The sequence below is a fragment of the Legionella jamestowniensis genome (assembly GCF_001467745.1).
GTDB classification, from domain to species: Bacteria; Pseudomonadota; Gammaproteobacteria; order Legionellales; family Legionellaceae; genus Tatlockia; species Tatlockia jamestowniensis.
On record NZ_LNYG01000013.1, the window covers coordinates 825,982 to 849,219 of the forward strand.

Below are 23,238 nucleotides of genomic sequence, written 5' to 3' on the forward strand. Positions count from 1 at the left end.
TTACCGTTTCCATCCTAGACGACTTGAATTAATAAAATTGCATTTAAAACAGTAGGTTGGTCATTAAATTGGCAAAAATCAATTCTACATTATACTGCTACCGACAATTATTTCAACACATTGCCCGATCCAGGGCTTAAGGAGTGCCGGGGCCTTTAAGGGAAGTGTCTTTGTACTGTACAAAGTGAAGCCTATAATTTTACAGAAATTAGTCTTTATTTTAGATATACTAATAGTTTTTACTTGAGTAACACAATGAACGAACTTGAACAAGCGATCAAGAATGCATACGACTCATTAGGAGGGAATAATGAGTCAAATAAAGCCTATCTTGAATTTATTAAGGCTAACTTTATTATTCCCATTGATAAAAATTCTAATCCTGATCTCCCTGAAGTTCTATATCTTGAAGAGAACGGCCAGGTATTTCTGCCCGTTTTTACTAATAAAGATTATCTGGATCAGTGGGCCCAAGAAATTCGTAATGAGATTCATGTGCTACATTTGTCTGGCGTTGATTTATTAAAAGGTATAGGGGATAACGTCACAGTCTGCCTAAATATTGGTAGTTCGTTGTATAAAGAGTTTAATCCGGCTGAATTAGCCAGGATGAGAAGCATGGTTTTGAAATTATTTAAATAGATTGTATTTTTATAAAATTCTAGATCCGCGAGATATCGCGTCTCTAGAATAATTAAAATAAATCAAATTTGGACAACTGGAGCATGGACAACATAAGTCTATGCGACCAAATCCAGAACTTGATAACCTACCACAGCCGTTGCGGCAATAGCACCGGTAATTTTTAGTACCGTTGAAAGAAAACTTGGGCTTACTTTGTGGTTCGTGTTGTAAACGTAATCATTGGCAGCTTCTTTTTCATTAGCCTCAGGTTCTATTAATAATTCAGCAAGCTCATAAAGTGGTTTTTCACCATAAAAGCCAGCCCACCAACCTTCAGTCCATTGCTCGTATTCCGCACTCCCGTACTGATAGGGATTAGCTTCTTCACTGACTTCTGCCAAAGCACATTCATAACCATAAGCATAACATTCTTCAAGGTTTGGATGTTCGATGTTAAAACGCAATTTAATGTGTGGTAACAACGCATTTTTTTCATTCATATTGATACCCTCTCTTAGCGTCTGCGTAAATCTTGTCATTCTAAATTTCCCAAACTGAAGTGTCTCCATTTCAATATCATTCACACTTCATTTATCCCTCATTCTACGCCTCGTAAATTTAACTTACATTTATGTATAACTTTTTTACTCTTTCTTGACAAAACAACTGCTAACAAACCTGAAATTGTTAATGCATTTATGGTGCCAAACGGTAATAAATCCATTTGCCTTTTTTCTTGTGGTAATAAATTCTATCGTGCAAACGGTTATTTCGCCCTTGCCAAAACTCTATTTCATCAGGAATTATCATATATCCCCCCCAATTCACAGGACGAACAATAGGCTCCTGGCCATGTTCTGCAATTAAACGATTTAACGCATCCTCCAGGGTCTTTCTGTCAGGAATGGGCTTACTTTGCGCAGAAATAACAGCACTCAGCTGGCTAGTTAAAGGTCTTGAGGCAAAATAACTGTCTGATTGCCGCCTGCTTGTCTTCTTAACACGTCCTCGAACACGTACTTGGCGTGCCATCTGGGGCCAATAAAAATTTAAACATGCATAAGGCGTGTGGCTTAATTGCAGTGACTTGGTACTTTGATAATTGGTGTAGAATATAAACGCCCCTTCCTCCAGTCCCTTTAGTAAAACGACCCTTGAATCCGGGAAACCTTTCTCATCAACCGTTGAAAGAACCATAGCGGTGGGATCACTTTTTTCAACTGGCAATACTTCTTCAAACCACACCCTAAATTGCTCTATGGGTGAATCCGGCAAATTTTCTTCTGATAAAGCCAGCTCACCATATTCTCGTCGTATATCCGCTAGCGTTCTCCAGTTTTTCATTTTTAAGCCTTTTTTATCATCCAGGTAATAGATGGTATACAAAAACGGTATTCTTACAATAAAGAAACTCTGTGTTAGACAAAATTTTTTATATAGTCGTTGCTAACAAAGTGAAGCAAATCCAGAACAAATTTTTGTTCAAAAGTCGTATTAATTGCTTCAGCGAAGAAATCCGTAACGATCTTTTTATTATTTATTCAACTTTTTCCTACCTACCGCGACTCGTTCGGGTACCAGAAGTCCAAAGTGAGGGAGTGGAACCTATGGATACTGCCGACCAGCCGCAGTAGATAGGGATAAGATTATTTCAAAATGGCTTCACTTGCAGCTCACAAAGACGCGACTCCAATTTTTTTCCGGCACAAAAAAAGAAACAGATTTTAAGACAGTTAATGTTTTCTTAATAAAAATCCTATAGTATTAGAACGCAAAAACATGTGCATATTAATTACAGAATGATAGAGAAATACCTTAAGCTCCTTGACAACTTCAAAGAAGAAGATATCGCCAGTTTTTTAAAAAGCTTAAGGGAAAAATTTATCCTTACCCTGCAGGGGTCTTATTTCAGTAGCAAAGCCTCATGTTTTTTCAGTCAACCCAATAAAGAAGGTGAACCCTTTACCAATTTTGAGTCACAACCGAAACAAATTGTCCAACTTAAACAAGTTATCAACGCGCTATACCACGCCCAATTAGCTTTTGAAGATTTACAATCGGTAAACCTAAGAAATGGCGATAAAAAATTTCAGGATCTTAAAAAGCTCTATTACAAAACTATTGAACATGGTTACAAGGCAAGTTATTTATTAACTCATCTTGACATAGACTTTCCTGAACTGTTCCGAAGCGAGATTCAGCAAGCCTTGCAAATTTTAGCTCCTATAAAGACATTTGCTGATTCACATAAAGACAGTGCCATTGAATTTTCTTCTATTTTAAAAAACTATCCTATTGGCCACAAGGCTGGTGTTATAAGTGGTACTGCCATTGCACAAATGAAACCCAATGATGGGAATTATGATTATGATTTTCTTGCCCATTTTGGCGCAGTTTTGCCAGGATATATTCATCAATTAACCACATACATTCAACAATATGGACCACAGATTTCTACTTATCAGCCTACAATAAATAAAGCAAAGCTTGATGAGTTGCAGGAACAGGCATTTAGACTGTTAAATTCAATTGAAAATTTACAAAGCGATGACATTTTTATCTCCTTCAAAGCACTTAATTATATAAAAATAATTCGTGAAATCATAAGCTTATCTATGACCAGTCTTGAACAAATAGGCTATGCGAATGACTCTTCACAAGATGTCATTCGCCATAACCTGAGAAGGCTAAAATATGAGCTACTCCCAGAATTATTTAGTCTCGCTGATCGTTTGGAAGACGAAGGGTTATTAAATCCAGGCACTCTTTCCCAACCTATGATGGCTCAAATTAAGCCGCTCTATGAGCTAATGGCGTTTTATGCTGCAAAATTTGTTGATTTTCCTAAAGAAGGTGAAGAATTACTAACCATTGAGGATGCCCAATTTGCTGACAGACGCCTTGAAAAAACCAGACAACGAATAGCGATTGCTCATTGGAATTTAACAAAACAAACCTCAGCCCAAATCGCATTAGACAATTTTTTTGCCATCATCGAGAACAAACAGTATTCTAACTATTCTTTATTAAACCTTCCTGAAGCAGAAAAAGATGCGTTAAAGCGAGAATTGAAATTCTTACTACCCTATGTTAAAGCCATTAACCCTGAGTTATCTAATCTGATTATAAGAGACTTAACATCAGAAAATAGTTATTCCCGCAACTTGCAAAGACCTTGGCATTGGTTAACAGGTACCGCAGGCCCAGTCGCTGTAACAAGTTTAATCCCATTGAAAACGAAACTACAAACGGCCCTAGCAAAGGAACGAGCTACTCAGCGACTTCATATTGAATTGAATAAAGACATTATTAGTTTCGTTGAAAATAATACCGATATTGATATTTATCCTTATCAACGTAGGGCGGAACTTAATTGTTTTGATGAAGCCAAACTTTTAGGTATTAATCCTACAGCACCTGAACATCAGCATCTGCAATTTAGTAAGGATACTGAAAATGTATGGATAACCAATAATGAAGCACTTACTGTTGGTCAGGCAGAAACCCTAGCACATTATTACCAAAAAAGATGTTTGCAATTAAACGAAGCTCAAATGGCCTTGCATTCATTTTTAAATTTCCTTTATGAGGATGAGCACGACTCAAAGAAAAATATCAACCCTAAAACAAAGCGGCAACTCCGCCTTTGGTATAGTCTGTTTCAACCTTATCTGGTAGAGAGTCTTCTTTCCGTCGAGGAAGCCGAAAGAAAAGATAGGACAATGGTTGATCTTTTAAGCGAGAAGCCTTTACTTGGGCAGAAAATACCCAAGCTCGATATGATTATTGATTATTCTGCGACTGATTATATCCTCCTTGTTTCAACTGTGTTTAAACAGCTATTCACAGAAGATGACATTATCCCAATTTTAGCTCAGCTTGAATGTTTAATTGCTCTTACTGCAGAAAGAGCAAAACAATATACTTCACTTGCCGAGCAGAAATACGTAGCAGGCGTAGTTTCACGAGATTTGATTCCTGATATAAATACAGACAAACGAGCCAATTTTGTTCTTAAACATACCAACTACTCCCAAATGGTAGCGGCTTATCGCTCTTCTTTATTTAATTTGATTGAAATTTTTAACACGCCCTTTAGAGAAAAATTGAAAGATGAGCCACCCTTCCCTGAAATAGTAGGCCAAAAACCACACTTACAAGGTAGTGAACTAAAAATTAAACGCAGTTTTAATCAGCTCTATTTTCTTAGAAAAAGATTGCAGCTCGCTGAAAAAGAGATTTTCCCTAGTGAGACAGAAAACCATGGCCACCTCCCACTTAAGAATGAACAACTTCTTGGTATTAAGCGTATTTTTAATTGCCGCTATCAGCTTATTCAAATTTGTATTGAATTCGAAAATCTTGATATAGTCAGAAAGCAATTGCAACCTGCAAAAGAGGGAGTACCCTTCCCAGAGGTAGGTATCCAAGAATTTGATTTGCTTGATACTCAATTTAATAATAAGCAGGTTTTTAATCGTATATATTATTTAAAAAGACAATTACAACTTGCAGAAAAAGAAATTTTCTTCTTGGAAAAGGACAGTCAAACGCCTAAAACAGACAATCCAGAACTAGCCCTGACCGAAAAACAAATTCTTGCGATAAAGCGTGTTTTTAACATTCAATATCATCTAGAACAAACCTGCGCCGAGCTGAAAACAATTGATAATATAGGAAAGCAATTACAGTTTGCAGAAAATGGTATACCCTTTCCTGAAGCGGAAAATCAACACGCAGACACTAATACTAAATCGCTGTTTAATAGTTTAAAACGCCAATCTGCTGAAAAAGTTGTACCCTTTCCAGAAATAGAAGATGCAGAATTAGCTCAACTTGAAATTCATCAGGTCATAGCGGTCAAACGTATTTTTAATAGCTTGTACCATCTTGAGCAAATTTGTATCCAACTTGAAAGCCTGGATCAAAAAAGCAGCCAATCTCTCTATGTCTATCACCTCATACAGGCCAAAAATCATGTTGATGAGTTAGTTACCCATGCTAAGACATTAGCCCGCGATCCTCATTTATCTTTATTCGCAGCTGAATTAAAAGAGAAAGGATTAGCAATTTACCAAGCATTTGCAGAGCAACAGGAAAATTATGTCGTAGGAAGCGAGGAAGTTGAGCTAAAGGATCCCAAATACCAAGGAAAAGTGGTCCAATACAGTGGCTTATGGTATACCTTAAGAAGCTTTATGTTAATACCCGAACATATTAAAGCTGCAGTACAGAATGAAGAGTTATCAGCAAACACCAAAGACCATGTAAACCAGCGTACAAAGCAGGCTGCCTTAAATATTGAAGCTATTATTGTAAGCTCCAATTCTTATTTCCAATTATTTTTGCAAACGCCTACCATGTACCGCCTTTATAAAGAGCTAAAGGCCAAGCTCGAGCAATTTACCCATCTTTCTCACTCTGCTGCGATGGATCACTTAGAAGAGCTCAGTCATGATCTTTTCGTCCGCATATTAATAACCACGGATGAATGGGAAGATAAACTTGGGTTAAGACCAGGGTTGCTATCGGATCCCATGAAAGCACTGTTGGATGAATTTCATAAAGGCTTGCTCGAACATCTTCATTTAAACTCTCAAGAACACTTGGCCCTTTTAAGCTCACATGCCCCTCTAAATTATCGCATAGAAGCCGCTAAAAATAGAAAACAGATTGCGACGGGACTCTTAAAACGAGATGATGCTTTAATCACTAGTAATATAGACGATTTAGACATTGATAAAGAACGTCTATTAACGCTGCCTCTTAACAGCAAAATAACATTGCTTAAATTATTCACTAATGAGGTAAATACATACAACCATTCGAATCATATTTTGCCTGCCTCACCTCTTGTCCAGGAAATCTTAAGCGCTCGTTTAGTTAAATTATACAAACTATTACAACCTCTTCTTTTAGCAGAACAAAACCGTTTAAACCTAATAAGTCGACCGATAGAGACAAAACATCAAACCATTGAATCTCTTCTACAGCAAGAAGTACCTCTTCCTCCCATGGCAGAAGACAAGAGTAAGAACGAGGAGCAAGAAATAGAATTAAATGGGGAAAAGAACAAGGAAGAATCACAATTAGATGAGGAAGGATATATTATTGAATTTAAGTCGGATAAGTTCGTAACAAAAGAAGATGGCGTAATTGAACTTGAGTTAGATGATTTTTCCCCAAGCAAATCAAGTTCAGAAGCCCTGGCATCTTCGACAAAACAAAAGCCAGCTGAGTTAAAAAATATTGTATACATTGCAAATGCTGTGCTTAGCCATTATCAGGGTTGTAAAAACTCCATCGAATTTGAAATTGCCACCGCCAATGAACGAATTGCTTACCTTGAAGAATGTATCGGAATTCAAGAAAAAGAAAGTGAAAAATATAGGCTTGAATATACGAAACATGTCTTTGAACGCGAACTTACAGAGATAATCTCTGATAACCGGGACTATCATTACACCCGGGCTGAATATAATTCTTTATTACAAGCCTTTCTACAGACTTATGCAATTGAAATTATTCAACAGTCTCAATACAAACAAGACATTAATGCGGAAGTAAAATCATTACTGGCTGTAAAAGCTGAAGAGTTTGAGCGCATTAATGGTGCAAAATTTATTCAACTTGAAGCGGTTAGAAAAGCGTTAGCACAATTTGATATTTATTTTAGTAATGCGCCAAAAACAAATGAAAATCGTGATAATGAAAATGGGACATTAAAGAAAAGTTACTTCTTTGAAACTAAAGATACATTGAGAGCTAAGATTCGATTAATTGATAATTTAACAACAATAGCCGAAAGTAACCGACCTGTCGAAGAACGTTTGGCTGAGATTGCATTTGAAGTAAAAAAGCCCATTTTTGTGGCTACCATGCACCGCCATCGCCATTATAATACTCTAAGCTTTGCCTGGATTGGCCAATGTATTATCTCTTTACTCTCAGCACTACACCTTTATACCCCTAAATATAAGTTGCTTTTTCAGCGTCTTGAAAAAGCGGCTACACATGCCCCGACAACTGAACCTGCAACTGCTAACTCCGTTTATATAGCCGCAAATCGCTTGGGAATATTTGCACCGGCTAATTCTGCTGTTTCCGAGCCACCCTTGCCAGAACCTATAGTTGCTGCGCCTAGTAATGAGCTATCTACTGTTCCTTAATAAATTACTAACCTAGCTCATCCTAAAAGCCGACACATTCGGACACCTCAGAAAAAGAACTCACAAACATAGTTCTTAGTGCCACATTCAGGAGATTCTTCATGCAGCCATGCTGCATTCAGAATGACGAAATGTAGCCACCCCTAAAACTCCAACGTCATCCTGAAAGCGACATAGTCGCTTGAAGGATCCCCTGAAGGTGGCACAATCGCTCAATGTCTTTTACAATCATTCGTTTTTAAGTATGTATGCATTTATTTTATTTTTGACAGGATTCATAATGACCACTTGTACACAAGCCCTGGAAATCGTTTCGATTGAGCAAAAACAATTTACATCCATACTAAAAACCCCTGCCCAACCCGTTACCTTTCCACTGAATGCAGACAATCTGATTCTAATCCAGAGAATGAAAGAAAAATTATTTCAATTAGGTGGCGTAGGTTTGGCAGCACCTCAAGTTAATTCTAATCTACAAATAGTGGCAATCTATATTCCTGAAGAAGCAGCCTTACTTCGTAATAATGTAAAACCTTATCCCATGCATACTCTGCTTAATCCTAGCTATAAGGGGATAGAAGCCAAGGGGTTCTATAGTGATTTTGAAGCGTGTTACTCCGTTTCAAGCCGTGCGGGAAAAGTTTCCCGGTATCAACAAATACAGCTTAGCTTTTATGATGAAGAAGGAACCCAGCACCAGACGATAGAAACTGGATTTTATGCGCGTGTACTACAACATGAAATTGATCATCTGAATGGCTTACTGATAACCGATCGCCTAACACCTGACTGTATCCAGGGAAGTATTGAAGAGATGATGGCTTTACGTCGTGCTGAATTATCCGACGAGCAAAAGGTGCTATTTGATAAAGCTATTAAGAGAAAATTTAAAGAAAAATAATACTCTCTAGTGAATAGATAGGAATAGTTTCTTTCAAAAATAGAGGACATGTAGGACATTGATTTAACACCAACACCTACATACCCAAATCCTTTAAATACTAAGAGACACCTCTTTTGACGCTTCAGAACTAACTGCATCTTGAGTCACTGGACCAAAATTTTCAAAAAAAATCCCCGGATAAGAACCCTCTGCAGCATAATTATTAATATGCTGCATTACTTCTAGAGGCAGTAAGCCCAATAGACATGTCTCATCTAGTTCAGCAGTGCGTTTGGCCTGGGCAAATAAACGCGCATTGATTTTCGTCTGCTGCTTTCTAAAAATAGTCCGTCCTATTTCTTTTTTATCTAATATAGTAATGTTTTGAATGCTTGGAAAACGCTCATAAATAGCCCGCCGCTGACCTATAGTCATTTTTTTTAATTCAGCAAAAGACAAGCCTATTGAGCTAACGCTTTCTGGTATCGCCTTGAATGATTTTTTCAACGTTTCCTCAGATGCTTTCCATATACAATTATTAGTCAAGTTAATATATTGCACGGAAGAACCTTGCAAGGCTTCAAAAACTCGCGTAGGGTCATCGTTCTGAAGTTTATTGGAGCTAAAATCAAGAGCTCTATCACTGCCCCAAAGCCTATTGCCTGCTAAATCAAGGTGCGTAACAAAAGTATCTATTAAACCCATAAGAGCGTGACTCATTTCGCTCTTCGATGAGAAGTTAGCACGTAGATCAAGGTGTTTAATTTTCGTATGCTTTAACGTAGATAATCCTGCTGCTATTTTTTGACCGGTTATTAAAGGTATCACTTGTAAAGGCTCTCCATAGGGAGCTCGTCTTATCATGACTTCTGACTCTTTGCAGAAGTAGTTGTTGGACAAACAAAGATGGGTCAATTCCATGCCTTGTAAACTAGCAAGTATCTGGGGTAGTTCATCTAATTTTAACCAAAGTGCATTAAAGCCTAAACCTAGAAAGATTAAATTCTTTTTCTCTTTAAATGTATTTAAGATGGCTATAATGTCTTTTGTCGGCAAGTCCCCAAGGCAATCCTCATATAGTAAATCATAGTGTGTAGTATCTTCAGCAAGGGCTTTTATTCGATTAATTAATTCTCTTGTACTTAACATGCTATGCTTCTCCTCCAAACAAAAGCTAACGCTTTCTTACGATGTAAAAAATATTGTCTTGAGGTAAAAAAGGAGAGACATGATGGTTCGCTGAACTAAAGATACAAGTAGCCCGTTCTTTACCTCAGCGACCAACCCGTTTATTCATTAAAACTTGGCAATTAAACCAGTTCTTCTGTCATCCTGGAGAAGAAGACAGGTCGCATTAAAGTGAAAATTATAAACAACAATCAAAAAGACTTATCATTGTACACAAAGAAGGGGGTTTGTCAATACTTCGAGAGAATAAAGCGAAATTTGATTAGAAATTGCCAGGATACTGCAGATTTTTTATCATTCTTTTATTAAAGACCATGCACCAAAGGGCATGGTCTGACATGATTATTCTATGCGGTTATTACCAACCAGTAACCTCAGCAATTGCATCCCCTAAATCAGCTGGTGAGCGTACTGTTTTAACGCCAGCAGCCTCAAGAGCAGCAAATTTTTCTGCAGCGGTTCCTTTTCCGCCAGAGATAATGGCACCAGCATGTCCCATGCGTTTGCCAGCAGGAGCCGTAACACCTGCGATGTAAGAGACAACAGGTTTCTTAACCTGTGATTTAATGAATTCTGCTGCTTCCTCTTCTGCCGAACCACCAATTTCACCGACCATGATAATGGCTTCGGTTTGAGGGTCTTTTTCGAAAAGTGTTAACGCATCAATGAAATTAGTACCTGGGATAGGGTCTCCACCTATTCCAATACAAGTACTCTGGCCAAAACCTTTATCGGTTGTTTGTTTAACCGCTTCATAAGTTAAAGTACCGGAGCGGGATACAATACCTACTTTACCCGGCAGATGAATAGAGCCTGGCATAATTCCGATTTTGCACTCGCCAGGTGTAATAATACCAGGACAATTAGGACCGATTAAACGAGCATCGGTATTGTTTTCCAGATAAACTTTTACTTCAAGCATATCAAGAACGGGAACACCCTCCGTAATACAGACAATCAACTTAATACCCGCGTCTGCTGCTTCAAGAATAGAATCTTTGCAAAAGGGCGCAGGGACATAAATGACTGAAGCATCAGCTCCTGTTTCATTAACAGCATCGCGAACTGTATTAAATACTGGCAAACCCAGATGTGTCTGGCCGCCTTTGCCAGGAGTAACGCCACCCACCATACGAGTACCATAGGCAATTGCTTGTTCTGAATGAAAGGTACCTTGCTTACCAGTAAAACCCTGGCAAATTACTTTTGTTTGTTTGTTAACTAATACACTCATTGTTAGCCTCAAAATGAAGTTCAGAAGCTTCCATCATTATCAATTGGAAGCCTTCTTATGTTAATTAGGCAACTGCTGCCACAATCTTTTTCGCTGCGTCCGTCAAACTGTTTGCGGCGATAACGTTCAAATCGCTTTTATTTAAAATTTCAGCACCCAGTTGAGCATTATTGCCTTCGAGACGCACTACGACAGGAACTTTTACATCCACTTCTTTTACGGCTGCGATGATACCTTCAGCAATTAGATCGCAACGAACAATACCACCAAAGATATTTACTAAAATGCCTTTAACGTTTTTATCAGAGAGAATAATTTTGAATGCCTCGCTAACACGTTCTTTAGTAGCCCCACCGCCAACATCCAAAAAGTTTGCAGGTTCACCACCATGTAGTTTAATGACATCCATAGTAGCCATGGCAAGGCCTGCGCCATTCACCATGCAGCCGATTGTACCATCCAAAGGAATATAATTTAATTCCCAATCAGTCGCTCTGTTTTCCCGCTCGTCTTCCTGTGTTGCATCGCGCATCCCTTTTAATTTAGGCTGACGGTAAAGTGCATTGCCATCGACATTGACTTTGCCATCCAAACAAAGCAAACGGTCGTTTTTAGTCACTACCAGCGGGTTAATTTCAAGAAGACTTAAATCACACTCAACAAACATTTTACCCAAGGCAATCATGAGTTGGGTAAATTGCTTAACTTGTTCATCCGTTAAGCCTAATTTGAAGCCTACTTCACGACATTGAAAGGGCATAACCCCTACAAGTGGATCCACAATCACTTTGAAAATTTTCTCAGGGGTTTCATGGGCAACTTTTTCAATTTCAACCCCACCTTCTGTAGAAGCCATAATAACCACACGACGCGTTGCTCTATCGACCACCGCTCCCAAATACAATTCACGGGCAATATCACAAGTTTCTTCAACCAGGACAGCATTGACTGGTTGTCCTTTAGCATCTGTTTGATAAGTTACCAGCCGTGTGCCCAGCAATGATTTGGTGACGGTTGCCAATTCATCTTTAGTAGACACCAGTTTTACACCACCAGCTTTACCGCGGCCACCAGCATGGACTTGTGCTTTAACCACCCATCTTGGTGTTGATAACTGCGTAGCCACTTGTAGTGCATCTTCTACACTATAAGCAACCTGGCCGTTTGGAACTGGCAATCCGTAGCTGGCAAACAATTGCTTTGCCTGGTATTCATGTAAATTCATCGTTAACACCCTTTAAAAAAGCAAAACCCGTCAATGCGGGTCTTGCGGTTAAACTTCGTTCAAAATTACACATTGAGCAGCAATCGAGAAGGATCTTCAAGTAACTCCTTCACGCTTACTAAAAACTGTACTGATTCTCTACCATCAATTAAGCGATGGTCATAAGATAAGGCGACGTACATCATGGGACGAATCACTATCTGTCCCTTTTCTACCACCGGCCTTTCCTCAATCTTATGCATGCCCAGAATACCGGTTTGCGGGGGATTAATAATTGGTGTTGCTAATAAAGAACCGAATACACCACCATTCGTAATAGTGAACGTTCCACCCTGCATCTCTTCCATGGACAATTTACCTTGTCTGGCACGATTTGCCGAATCACCAATTGATTTTTCGATATCAGCCATACTCATTTGATCGGCATCACGAAGTACAGGAACCACCAAACCACGCTCAGTGGATACAGCAATACCGATATCGTAATAACCATGATAAACAATATCTTGATCATCAATTGATGCATTAACCGCTGGAAAACGTTTTAGTGATTCAACTACGGCTTTGGTAAAAAATGACATAAAGCCTAATTTAACACCATGTTTTTTCTCAAAACTATCCTTGTATTGAGACCGTAAATCCATAACAGCTTTTAAATTAACTTCATTAAAAGTCGTTAACATGGCTGCATTATGTTGAGCTTGGACCAAGCGCTCAGCTATTTTGGCACGCAGTCTTGTCATGGGAACACGGCGCTCTTCACGCGCCCCCATTGGAACTGGCTGAGGTTGTTTATCTGGAGTAGATTTTGCCGTTTTCTCTCGATTCGTCTCGATATAAGCAATCACATCTTCTTTAGTAATTCTACCATCTTTTCCTGAACCTGAAATTTGCCCAGGTTGTAAATTATGCTCTGCGAGCATTCGTCTTACAGCAGGACCAGCGGCTTTTTCCTCAGCATCTACCACAGGTTCTTCTTTAGTGGCTGATTTTTCTTCTTTGGCTGGCTGCTGATTCTTGTCAGAAGCAGCACCCGCCTCAATTTTAGCCAATATTTGCGCAGACTCAACAGTATCCCCTTCGTTGAAGAAAATCTCTTTAAGCACCCCGTCAGCGGGAGCAGGGACTTCAAGAACAACTTTATCCGTTTCCAAATCCAGGAGATTTTCATCACGCGTGACCATATCACCAATTTTTTTGTGCCAGGCGGCAATTGTGGCATCTGCTACCGACTCAGGTAAGGCAGGTACTTTAACTTCAATAGACATGGTTATACCTTCTTCTGTTATATTATTACTCAATCAATCTAATAACGCCTGCTCAACTAATTCCTGTTGCTGTTGTGCATGTAATATTGGGCTACCAACCGCAGGGGCAGCAGCAAACCCTCTTCCCGCATAGCTTAAAGATTGATCATCGTTTAAGCAATCTTTTATATTATGTTGCGATGAAAACCACACGCCTTGATTCTGAGGCTCTTCCTGGCACCAAACCACTTTTTTCGCATGAGGGAACTTATTCAGTTCCTGCGTTAGTGCTTTTTTAGGGAAAGGATACAGTTGCTCAATCCTGATAATAGCAATATGGTTGAGTTTATCATCACGGCGCCTTTGCAACAGATCATAATAAACCTTGCCGCAGCATAAAACTATTTTCGTTACTTTATTTGCCTCCAGTTTATCAATTTCGGGCAATACTGTTTGAAATTGACCTTTCGTCAACTCATTCAATGAGGAAATGGCCAATTTATGGCGTAATAAACTTTTTGGTGTCATCACAATCAATGGCTTGCGGAATTTGCGTAACATTTGCCGCCGCAACATATGAAACATTTGTGCAGGGGTTGTGGGGGTACAAACCTGTATATTATGTTGGGCACATAATTGCATAAACCGCTCCAGCCTTGCTGAAGAATGCTCAGGACCCTGACCTTCATAGCCATGCGGAAGCAACATAACAAGACCACACAAACGGCCCCACTTTTGTTCGCCCGAGCTTATGAATTGATCAATAACAACCTGCGCACCATTGGCGAAATCACCGAACTGGGCTTCCCATAATACCAGTGAGGTAGGTTCAGAAGAGGCAAAACCGTATTCAAAAGCCAGAACTGCTTCTTCAGAAAGCACCGAGTCAATAATAGACACGGGCTTATGAGGATTGGAGACTGTTTTTTCCAGAGGTACATAAGTCTCACCGGTTTGAATATCATGTAATACTGCATGACGATGGGCAAACGTTCCTCGGCCAGAATCTTGGCCTGAAAGGCGAACTCCATAACCCTCATGTAGCAAACTGGCATAGGCCATGGTTTCTGCATAGCCCCAATTCATGGGAATGTCGCCGGCAGTCATTTTTTCCCGTTCTGCTAATAAACGTTTTACTACAGGATGGAGCTCAAAACCTTTCGGTAAATCAAGAAGTTTTTTGGATAACTCTTGCAAAGTACTTAATGAAATAGTGGTATCTACTTTATCAGTCCATTTGGCATTAATATAAGGAGACCAATCGATGGAAATTTTTCCTTCATAATCACCTTGTACGATATCGACAACGGCTTGCCCTTTGTCTAATTTATTACGGTAAGCTTCAACCAGCTTCTCAACGTCTTGCTTTGAAATTAACCCTTGGGCAATTAATGCTTCAGCATATACTTCACGTAAAGGACGCATCGACTTAATTTTTTTATACATTGCAGGCTGGGTTACAGATGGCTCGTCCGCTTCATTATGTCCATGTCGGCGATAACAGACGAGATCCACTACCACATCGCGTTTGAATTTCATACGAAATTCAAAGGCAATTTGTGTAGCAAAAACAACTGCTTCCGGATCATCACCATTGACATGAATCACAGGCGCCTGCACCATTTTTGCGACATCTGTACAATATAAGGTGGATCGTGCATCCAAGGGATTGCTGGTGGTAAAACCAATTTGGTTATTAATCACTATATGAATAGTCCCACCAGTGGCATAACCACGCGCTTGTGAGAAATTAAACGTTTCCATGACAACCCCTTGACCTGCAAAAGCAGCATCCCCGTGGATTACCACAGGTACCACTTTATTTTTTTTCTCAAGATCATCACGTCGGCGCAGCCTGGAACGCGCTGAACCCTCAACAACAGGGCCTATAATTTCCAAATGGGATGGGTTAAACGCTAAGGCTACGTGAACAATGGCATTATTTCCTGTACGTAAATCTGAAGAAAAACCCATGTGGTATTTAACATCTCCAGTACGCTCTGATTTAACTTTTCCTTCAAACTCTTGGAATAATTGATTAGGTTCTTTACCTAAAACATTAACTAATACATTTAAACGACCACGATGGGCCATTCCTATTACAAGCTCTTTTACTGCATTGGCACCACCAAGCCGTATAAGTTCCTTCATCATGGGGATGAGGGAGTCCCCACCCTCCAGGGAGAATCGTTTTTGCCCGACATAGCGTGTACCTAAATAACGCTCAAGACCATCGGCAGCAATTAGATCATCCAAAATGTCACGTTTCTTATCCGTATTAAAATCAGGACGTCCACGAGCAGTTTCTAACTTTTCCTGCAACCATTCCGTTTCTTCATTGTTAGAAATATGCATGTATTCAATACCGATGCTACCACAATAGGTATCGCGTAATGCTTGATAAATTTCACGCAATGGCATTTGTGTGCCATTAAAATATTTACCAGCAAAAAATTGGCGATCCATGTCCGCATCACTTAGCTGGTGATAACCTAATTCAAGACTGGGGACATGTATCCTCTCTGCCATCTCCAGAGGATCTAATTTGGCCGCATGATGACCATGGGCACGATAGGCATTGATTAAATGGGCCACCTGATATTGTTTGCTGTCCTCTGAAACAGCAACTGGCATTCGCTTTCGTTGAGCATTTTCCAGGAAATAATTACGAATATTACGGTGGGCAATATCTTTTGCTGCACCATTAGTTGTTGGAAGTGCATCAAAGGCTTCACGCCAATCTGCTGGTACTGAGTCAGGATCAGCAAGATAGTCTTCATATAAGCCATCAACATATGCCATGCTCCCGCCTGATAAATAGGAAGAAGCCCATTGCTTTTGCAGGTCACTACCGCTCATATTTGTCTCCAAAGGGCGTACTTGCTGCTAGCAAGCACTAGAATCTATCAAGTTTCCTGAGTCAGCATTTGCTTACGAATATCAGCAATTGCCTTTGTTGGATTGAGTCCCTTCGGGCAAACATTCGCACAATTCATGATTGAGCGACAACGAAATACACTGAAAGGATCTTGTAACTTATCCAAACGGTGTTGCGTAGCTGTGTCCCTGCTATCTGCCAAGAAGCGCCGCGCTTGTAAAAGACCAGCTGGCCCTACAAATTTATCTGGGTTCCACCAAAATGAAGGGCAAGAGCTGGTACAGCAGGCGCATAAAATACATTCATACAAACCATCGAGCTGAGCACGCTCCGCAGGGGATTGCAGGCGTTCGCGAGCAGGAGCAACCGTATCATTTTGTAAATAGGGCTCGATACGTTCATATTGTTGATAAAATTGCGTTAAATCAACCACCAAATCGCGCACCACCGGAAATCCAGGTAAAGGGCGTACAATAATTTTATCCGTTTTCAACTGTGATAGGGATGTAATACAGGCCAAACCATTCGTACCATTGATATTCATACCGTCAGAGCCACATACCCCTTCTCGGCAAGAGCGCCTATAGGCTAAAGTAGGATCTTGTTCAGCCTTAATTCGTTCAAGCAAGGTTAATAGCATAGGATCACTTTTGGCCGGGATTGCTATTTCATAATCCTGCATGTAAGGCTCAAGATTCGCCTCTGGATTATATCGGTAAATAGACAGGCTCAAATTTCTTATGTCAGCCACGGGTATATCCTCTCTAGTAAACGCGTTCTTTAGGCTCAAATGCCTTCACATATTTAGGTGATGTATTCACAGGACGAAAATCAATGGTATCACCTTGCTCAAAATACAATGTATGTTTAATCCAGTTTGCATCATCACGGGCAGGATAGTCTTCGCGGCTATGTGCGCCACGACTTTCGGTACGTGCAAGTGCTGAATGTGCTGTCGCACAAGCAGTAGCCATTAAGTTATCCAATTCTAATGCAGCAATTCGTTCCGTGTTAAAAATTTTACTTTTATCACTAAGCATAGCGTTATTTAAGCGCTCACGCAGTGCTTCCAAACGGTGAAGACCTTTTGCCATAACTTCACCTGTGCGGAACACGCCAAAATCCTCCTGCATCACACGTTGCATTTCATCGTGAATCACCGTCAAGCTTTCGCCTTCTGTTGAATTTTCCCAACGATAATACCGTGCAAGTGAGGCCTCAACGTCTTCATTAGTAACATAAGGCATATCGGGTAATTGATCGGATTGCCATAGCTCTTCAACATGAAGGCCTGCCGCTCGACCAAAGACAACAAGGTCAAGAAGCGAGTTGCCACCCAAGCGATTAGCACCATGAACAGAAACGCAAGCACACTCACCCACAGCATAAAGACCTTCAACAACCTGTTCTGCACCATTTTCCTTAGTAAGAACTTGTCCATGCATGTTAGTGGGAATACCCCCCATACTGTAATGACAGGTAGGCACAACAGGAATAGGTTCAACAATGGGATCGACGCCAGCAAATTTCATTGATAGTTCGCGAATTCCAGGCAGACGTGATTTAATTAAATCGGCACCTAAATGATCCAACTTCAACTTAACATGATCCACCCCTTTAGGATCAAACCCTTTCCCAGCGCGAATTTCCAATGCCATGGAACGCGCAACGACATCTCGAGAAGCTAAATCTTTTACTCGTGGTGCGTACCGCTCCATAAAGCGCTCACCATCTTTATTAATTAAATAGCCACCTTCACCACGACAACCTTCTGTGACTAAAACCCCTGCACCAGCGATGCCTGTAGGATGGAATTGCCACATTTCCATATCTTGAAGGGCCAAACCTGCACGCAGAGCCATACCGAACCCGTCACCGGTATTGATATGAGCATTGGTGGTGGATTGATAAATACGACCAGCACCACCAGTCGCGAGAATACAAACTCGGGTTTGATAAAAAACAATTTCCCCGGTTTCAATACACAGGGCAGTAACGCCGGCAATGCGTCCATGAGCATCTTTGACGAGATCGAGTGCATACCATTCACTAAATACATGGGTTTTCGCTTTTAGATTTTGCTGATAGAGTGTATGCAATAAAGCATGTCCCGTTCTATCGGCTGCTGCACAGGTACGCGCCGCTTGTTCGCCACCAAAGTTCTTGGATTGGCCACCAAAGGGACGTTGATAAATTTTGCCATTGTCCATGCGCGAAAAAGGGAGTCCCATATGCTCAAGTTCATAAACAGCCTCAGGACCTGTTTTACATAAATACTCAATACTATCTTGATCACCAATATAATCAGCACCCTTGACCGTATCATACATATGCCAACGCCAATCGTCTTCGTCAGCATTTCCAAGTGCCGCAGTAATACCACCTTGTGCAGACACCGTATGTGAGCGTGTTGGAAATACTTTAGATAATAATGCAACTTTCAAACCTGAATTGGCTAATTGCAACGCAGCACGCATTCCAGCGCCACCTGCACCAATAATTACTGCATCAAATTTATTACGTGCAATTGCCATGCTTATTGCCCCCACAAAATTATTATGCCCCAAACAAATTGGCCCAACAGCCACAAAAGAACCCACATTTGCACAGTGAGCCTTATTGCTGTACATTTAATATAGTCGGTCGTTACCGTCCAAACTCCAATCCAGGCATGCAAGGAAATGGCAAATAGAGCAATGAGACTTGCCACTTTAAAACCAAGGTGATGAAACAATTGGTGCCATTCCATGTAACTCAAATCGGGATGAAACAACAAATAGCCCAGTAGAAATAGCGAGTAGAAGGCAAAATAAATAGAGGTAACTCGTTGAATCAACCAATCTTTTAAACCATTTCCAGTTAAACTTGTAATATTGGTTACCATATCCAGATTCCTAGAAGAAGAGTCAATATTATTGACAGAACAATCACAAAAATAGCACTCCGACGGCCGGATTTAAGATGCTCTCCATAACCTAAATCCATAAGCAAATGGCGAATACCTGCCAGCAGATGATAAACCAGTGCTGCACTGAATGCCCACAACACCAGTTTGTGGAAAGGATGAGCTAGCTTTTGTTGTAATTCCATAAAAGAATTGACACTCTGAAGTGACAACGCCAGAAAGTAAAGCATCGCAGGCATTAATAAGAACAGAACCAAGCCCGAAATTCGATGTAAAATCGAAGCAATGGCCATTGGTGGAAATTTCATTGTTCCCAAATCAAGATTTATTGGTCTTTTTTGATTCACAGTCAAACTCTTCCTTAAAAAGAAAATGCTATTCAATATAGCATAATCACTCTTTATCAGTCATAGTCAAATTAATTTAAACCGGCTTTGAATATCTAATTATCTTTTTAGAAAGCTTCAGGCGCAAGTTCAAATTAAAAACTCATGTAGCCGTACAGTCCCTCTGGCAGGTTTGGGCATTTGAAATTTTCAAAATACGTCCAAAAGTGGCAAAAAGATGCCGCCACGTAACATGGGTTAGAACGTGGGGAGTATACCATTCTATATTTTTTGCGCAAAGTTTCAGCCTGCTCTGAGCCTAAAGTTTTTAGCCATCTTTCAATTACCGTACTATGCTTTTAATAAAGCCTATAGGGAATTAGCTATGCTAATTAAGCGCACTATCTACAATCAACGATTGGAATGTGCCGGCATTGAAATTATTGCTAACAAAAAAGCAAAGGAACATAGTGAACTTTTTGAGCATTTTGCAACCATTCAACGGAATACCGCAAAACATCTTCCCTTATTTATTCCCTATGCACTTCGCTTTTTAATTGAAAAAGCAGAGTCCCCTATCGAACAACCTATTGTCCTCAAACTTCATGCAGGTGATATTAATAATAGCTGTCCCCGTGAAGAGTTAGAATCATCCCCGCATCGCCTGGCTTTATTAATTGATAGTCCACAGCAACTCGCATGGTTAAATTTTGCAGACTACATTGCTTTAAGTGAACATTTAATGACAGCAGCCAACGTTTCCAAAGTCGTCAAATACAGTCAAGAGCGACAGCGAAAAGTCATTGCTTATGATCTTAGTCATCCCAATAGCTTTGAGCGTTCAAAAGCAATGGGTATGGATTTTTATTGTGGTGACTTTCTTTTTCATCCACAAGCCCCTGAAAAAACAGAGATTGCCGCGAATAAGTTAAATTTGCTGGAACTAATAACAAAATTGCAAGAACAAGACATTAACATGGAGATGGTCATTGAACTTATTCAGACAGACCCCATGCTAAGTTATCAATTACTTAAAGTAGCAAATTCCGTTGCTTTTTCTGGATATCAAGATATCGAATCTATTCAGCAAGCCGTTGTACGACTAGGCATTTGTAACCTAAAAAATTGGGTTATGGTATTATCCATGACTAATGTCTCCAATAAGCCGTTGGAAATAGTCGAATCCGGTTTAATTCGCGCCCATATGGCACAAAAATTGGCTGAGACGCAACCTGATCTTTGTGCACAAAGCGCTTACACAGCCGGGCTACTTTCAGTATTAGACAGTCTAATGGACAGCCCTTTAGAGAATTTAATTGACAAAATCACCCTGGCAAACGACATTAAACTAGCCTTGCTGTCTCGGAAAGGACCTTTTGGCAAAATTCTTGATATTGTTATTGCTTATGAGGAAGGACATTGGGAAAATTTGAAAGAAACAGAATACTTTGGCCTGGACTTAAGCAAGGTCTACATTGAGTGTCTTGAACAAGTTTCTTTAGGAACAAAAGCCATGAGCGAACAAAAGTAGTTATGTTATTCAGATATCTTGCTGCACAAGTTTACGATAGCTTTATCATCCTTGCTCTATTTTTCGGCTTTACTGCTATTTGCCTTTTAACCACCCATGGTGTGGCGATTACCCCGGCGACCAGGTGGTATCAGCTTGGTTTAGTTGTAGTTTTTATAAGTTATTACCAAGTTTCTTTCATCTACGGAGGCCAGACCATTGGCATGCGAGCCTGGCGCTTACGACTCATCGCAGATAATGGCAACCCCGGCTGGTGGCAAGCTGCAAAACGTTTAATTTTGGTCTTACCAGCACTGGTGGTCGGGTTATTTAGTTTTAACAATCCGCAACGACTCCTTTTTCACTGGACAAACACCCGCCTGCAGTTAGTTTCTACCTAACTGTTTTGTTTCGTTTTCCCCTAAACAAAAATAGGGGACAGTTTCTAAATTTTTTGCTTGTAGCATTTCCTTTTTTAATTCCTCGACAACATTTGTAATCAAAGGCTCTATTTCATGAGGTATAGAAGAATTAAGTACTTCCCTTAATTCGTATTGCTGGGGAGAGAAAAAGGCTTGCCAATCCCTTTTTTCAAAACATAAGAGTAACCATTTTAATGCCTTTTGTGTTAGTGTGGGGGGTGTAAAAAATGAGGGGGCTTGTCGGGCTTCGATTAGTGGTCGCAAACAAAGTTTTACCAAATCATTAAGCACAGTATTATTCGCTTTACTAAAGCTGTAAAGATGATGTCTTTCTTCTTGAGACATCAAACCAACCAAGCGATGTTGCAAATTTTCATCCAGTGAAAAAAATAATTGTTGCATTGCCTTATCACACAACCAAAGCGAATTATTAGCAGCAATCATCATGCGTAAAAGATGAAAGTTTGTTTCTTCCTTTCTGTGGCTATATAAACACCATTGCCGCAGTGCTGTAAAAAACTCTAATACTGCGTCAGGAGATGGGCGCTGTGCTTTTTCTCGGGCAACCATCTTCAGAATAAAGGCTTTCAGTAACTGACAAATAAACGTATTGGGCTTATCGTTGGTAAAATGACTAAATAACCCTTCGGTATTGTAACCTATCTGTGCATAATGTCTTATTAAAAGCCTGGAATCGATAGAAGGATTAGCATCTCTAAAGGCTAACATGTCCTTGAAGGGATTTTTAGCCCCTAGAATGCTTAACATCAGAGGACCCAAAGCATAAAAGTCGCTAACTTCAGAATAATAGCCGTCAAGAAGTTCCTGCGCAAAATGCTCAGGGGTTCCTTGAATTATTTGTGGCATAGCCAGTATAGGCTTACTGTAATCATCATCAAGATAAGCAACCTCAATTTTTACTTTAACGGGACCATGACTTTCTGATGTTTTTTCTTCCTTTATTAATTTAATTTTTACATTTGTTCCTTTAATATCCCCATGAACAATAGAGGGACCGCTTGTATTGTTATAATGCAATTGATTTAAGGCAACAATCAGTTGCCATATCGTATCAACCGCTTGGAAAAAAGTTAACTGCTTGAGTTGCGGATTATCATCACTATCAGGATTAATATGAAAACCTTCAATAAATTTCATAATTAATACGGCCCTACCTTCTACTTCAATAAGGGAAGAAGCGGGCTGCGTAATTCGATAAGGAGATGGGGCATGACCTGGTTTGTAAATTTTAATAGCGACAGGCTTATTCTCTTGCACAATGACATCGTCTTTGCCGATGGATAAAGGGTTGGTTATCTTTTGCGATGTTTTTAGGTTACATTGGTAACCTTTGTAGACGTCTGCTGAGGCACCTTGCCCCAGCATCTCTGAAAAATCACTAAAAAAATAAAGGATTGTTCCATCTTGTTGCAAGACAGGGAAAAGGCGAGGAGAACTCACGTCCTTATTGCTTTGAATGTCTCCCATACTGTAATGCCTCTATGACTAGCCGTTAAGTGGACATCTATTATACCGTTTTTTTGAATAAAAATCAGACAGAATTGTTATTTTTTTTTAATTTCCCTCTAAAAATATGAATAATTTGGCGATAACCATTATAAGCAAA

Annotated in this window: 17 protein-coding genes; 5 read left to right on the plus strand and 12 right to left on the minus strand. The window is 39.9% G+C overall.

What is annotated here, in order from left to right; all coding sequences use genetic code 11:
- Positions 1–255 precede the first annotated feature (255 nt).
- Positions 256–642 (plus strand): SseB family protein, encoded by a 387-nt coding sequence (locus tag Ljam_RS08055; protein ID WP_058449538.1) that lies wholly within the window; start codon positions 256–258, stop codon positions 640–642.
- A gap of 98 nt (positions 643–740) precedes the next feature.
- On the opposite strand, the gene Ljam_RS08060 is transcribed toward Ljam_RS08055, so the two are convergent.
- Together Ljam_RS08060 and pdxH are read right to left on the minus strand one after the other, a co-directional pair.
- Positions 741–1,124, minus strand: coding sequence for a hypothetical protein (locus Ljam_RS08060; RefSeq protein WP_058450762.1), 384 nt, complete (start codon positions 1,122–1,124; stop codon positions 741–743).
- Between the two features lie 196 nt (positions 1,125–1,320).
- Positions 1,321–1,968 carry a pyridoxamine 5'-phosphate oxidase gene (pdxH, locus tag Ljam_RS08065; protein ID WP_058449539.1) on the minus strand — a complete coding sequence of 216 codons (648 nt, stop codon included), beginning with the start codon at positions 1,966–1,968 and terminating at the stop codon, positions 1,321–1,323.
- Positions 1,969–2,423: 455 nt separating this feature from the next.
- Here pdxH and Ljam_RS08075 point away from each other — a divergent pair, with 455 nt between their 5' ends.
- Complete coding sequence (locus Ljam_RS08075) at positions 2,424–7,793, plus strand: hypothetical protein (protein ID WP_058449541.1); 5,370 nt, start codon at positions 2,424–2,426, stop codon at positions 7,791–7,793.
- A gap of 280 nt (positions 7,794–8,073) precedes the next feature.
- A complete protein-coding gene (locus tag Ljam_RS08080) occupies positions 8,074–8,694 on the plus strand; it encodes a peptide deformylase (protein ID WP_082651603.1) in 621 nt (206 codons plus the stop codon).
- Between the two features lie 93 nt (positions 8,695–8,787).
- Here the strand turns inward: Ljam_RS08080 and Ljam_RS08085 are convergent, their stop codons facing one another.
- From Ljam_RS08085 to sdhC, 9 genes are all read right to left on the minus strand, one after another.
- The gene (locus tag Ljam_RS08085) at positions 8,788–9,825 is read right to left on the minus strand and encodes a hypothetical protein (RefSeq protein WP_058449542.1); all 1,038 of its coding nucleotides are present in this window, start codon (positions 9,823–9,825) and stop codon (positions 8,788–8,790) included.
- 397 nt (positions 9,826–10,222) lie between these two features.
- Complete coding sequence (sucD, locus tag Ljam_RS08090; protein ID WP_058449543.1) at positions 10,223–11,098, minus strand: succinate--CoA ligase subunit alpha; 876 nt, start codon at positions 11,096–11,098, stop codon at positions 10,223–10,225.
- Positions 11,099–11,162: 64 nt separating this feature from the next.
- The gene (sucC, locus tag Ljam_RS08095) at positions 11,163–12,323 is read right to left on the minus strand and encodes an ADP-forming succinate--CoA ligase subunit beta (protein WP_058449544.1); all 1,161 of its coding nucleotides are present in this window, start codon (positions 12,321–12,323) and stop codon (positions 11,163–11,165) included.
- A gap of 65 nt (positions 12,324–12,388) precedes the next feature.
- The gene (gene odhB / locus Ljam_RS08100; protein WP_058449545.1) at positions 12,389–13,591 is read right to left on the minus strand and encodes a 2-oxoglutarate dehydrogenase complex dihydrolipoyllysine-residue succinyltransferase; all 1,203 of its coding nucleotides are present in this window, start codon (positions 13,589–13,591) and stop codon (positions 12,389–12,391) included.
- A gap of 33 nt (positions 13,592–13,624) precedes the next feature.
- On the minus strand, positions 13,625–16,429 hold the full coding sequence (locus Ljam_RS08105) for a 2-oxoglutarate dehydrogenase E1 component (protein ID WP_058449546.1): 2,805 nt from the start codon (positions 16,427–16,429) through the stop codon (positions 13,625–13,627).
- Between the two features lie 47 nt (positions 16,430–16,476).
- Positions 16,477–17,199, minus strand: coding sequence for a succinate dehydrogenase iron-sulfur subunit (locus Ljam_RS08110; RefSeq protein WP_058449547.1), 723 nt, complete (start codon positions 17,197–17,199; stop codon positions 16,477–16,479).
- Positions 17,200–17,212: 13 nt separating this feature from the next.
- Positions 17,213–18,982 carry a succinate dehydrogenase flavoprotein subunit gene (gene sdhA, locus Ljam_RS08115; protein WP_058449548.1) on the minus strand — a complete coding sequence of 590 codons (1,770 nt, stop codon included), beginning with the start codon at positions 18,980–18,982 and terminating at the stop codon, positions 17,213–17,215.
- 2 nt (positions 18,983–18,984) lie between these two features.
- Positions 18,985–19,332: a succinate dehydrogenase, hydrophobic membrane anchor protein gene (gene sdhD, locus Ljam_RS08120; RefSeq protein ID WP_058449549.1), complete on the minus strand. Its 348-nt coding sequence runs from the start codon at positions 19,330–19,332 to the stop codon at positions 18,985–18,987.
- Entirely contained in the window at positions 19,326–19,700 is a 375-nt protein-coding gene (gene sdhC / locus Ljam_RS08125) for a succinate dehydrogenase, cytochrome b556 subunit (protein WP_058449550.1), read from the minus strand. The genes sdhD and sdhC overlap by 7 nt, the downstream gene beginning before the upstream one ends.
- Positions 19,701–20,064: 364 nt before the next feature.
- On the opposite strand from sdhC, the gene Ljam_RS08130 reads away from it, so the two are divergent.
- A complete protein-coding gene (locus Ljam_RS08130) occupies positions 20,065–21,210 on the plus strand; it encodes an EAL and HDOD domain-containing protein (protein ID WP_058450764.1) in 1,146 nt (381 codons plus the stop codon).
- A gap of 2 nt (positions 21,211–21,212) precedes the next feature.
- On the plus strand, positions 21,213–21,590 hold the full coding sequence (locus Ljam_RS08135; RefSeq protein WP_058449551.1) for an RDD family protein: 378 nt from the start codon (positions 21,213–21,215) through the stop codon (positions 21,588–21,590).
- Here the strand turns inward: Ljam_RS08135 and Ljam_RS08140 are convergent.
- Positions 21,576–23,099 (minus strand): protein kinase domain-containing protein, encoded by a 1,524-nt coding sequence (locus Ljam_RS08140; protein WP_058449552.1) that lies wholly within the window; start codon positions 23,097–23,099, stop codon positions 21,576–21,578. The genes Ljam_RS08135 and Ljam_RS08140 overlap by 15 nt on opposite strands.
- Between the last annotated feature and the right edge of the window lie 139 nt (positions 23,100–23,238).

What these genes read in the sequence shown, in the direction of transcription:
- Ljam_RS08055 (WP_058449538.1), top strand. Translation starts at nt 256, where the DNA reads ATGAACGAACTTGAACAAGCGATCAAGAATGCATACGACTCATTAGGA.
- Ljam_RS08060 (WP_058450762.1), bottom strand. Translation starts at nt 1,124, where the DNA reads ATGAATGAAAAAAATGCGTTGTTACCACACATTAAATTGCGTTTTAAC.
- pdxH (WP_058449539.1), bottom strand. Translation starts at nt 1,968, where the DNA reads ATGAAAAACTGGAGAACGCTAGCGGATATACGACGAGAATATGGTGAG.
- Ljam_RS08075 (WP_058449541.1), top strand. Translation starts at nt 2,424, where the DNA reads ATGATAGAGAAATACCTTAAGCTCCTTGACAACTTCAAAGAAGAAGAT.
- Ljam_RS08080 (WP_082651603.1), top strand. Translation starts at nt 8,074, where the DNA reads ATGACCACTTGTACACAAGCCCTGGAAATCGTTTCGATTGAGCAAAAA.
- Ljam_RS08085 (WP_058449542.1), bottom strand. Translation starts at nt 9,825, where the DNA reads ATGTTAAGTACAAGAGAATTAATTAATCGAATAAAAGCCCTTGCTGAA.
- sucD (WP_058449543.1), bottom strand. Translation starts at nt 11,098, where the DNA reads ATGAGTGTATTAGTTAACAAACAAACAAAAGTAATTTGCCAGGGTTTT.
- sucC (WP_058449544.1), bottom strand. Translation starts at nt 12,323, where the DNA reads ATGAATTTACATGAATACCAGGCAAAGCAATTGTTTGCCAGCTACGGA.
- odhB (WP_058449545.1), bottom strand. Translation starts at nt 13,591, where the DNA reads ATGTCTATTGAAGTTAAAGTACCTGCCTTACCTGAGTCGGTAGCAGAT.
- Ljam_RS08105 (WP_058449546.1), bottom strand. Translation starts at nt 16,429, where the DNA reads ATGAGCGGTAGTGACCTGCAAAAGCAATGGGCTTCTTCCTATTTATCA.
- sdhA (WP_058449548.1), bottom strand. Translation starts at nt 18,982, where the DNA reads ATGGCAATTGCACGTAATAAATTTGATGCAGTAATTATTGGTGCAGGT.
- sdhD (WP_058449549.1), bottom strand. Translation starts at nt 19,332, where the DNA reads ATGGTAACCAATATTACAAGTTTAACTGGAAATGGTTTAAAAGATTGG.
- Ljam_RS08130 (WP_058450764.1), top strand. Translation starts at nt 20,065, where the DNA reads ATGCTAATTAAGCGCACTATCTACAATCAACGATTGGAATGTGCCGGC.
- Ljam_RS08135 (WP_058449551.1), top strand. Translation starts at nt 21,213, where the DNA reads ATGTTATTCAGATATCTTGCTGCACAAGTTTACGATAGCTTTATCATC.
- Ljam_RS08140 (WP_058449552.1), bottom strand. Translation starts at nt 23,099, where the DNA reads ATGGGAGACATTCAAAGCAATAAGGACGTGAGTTCTCCTCGCCTTTTC.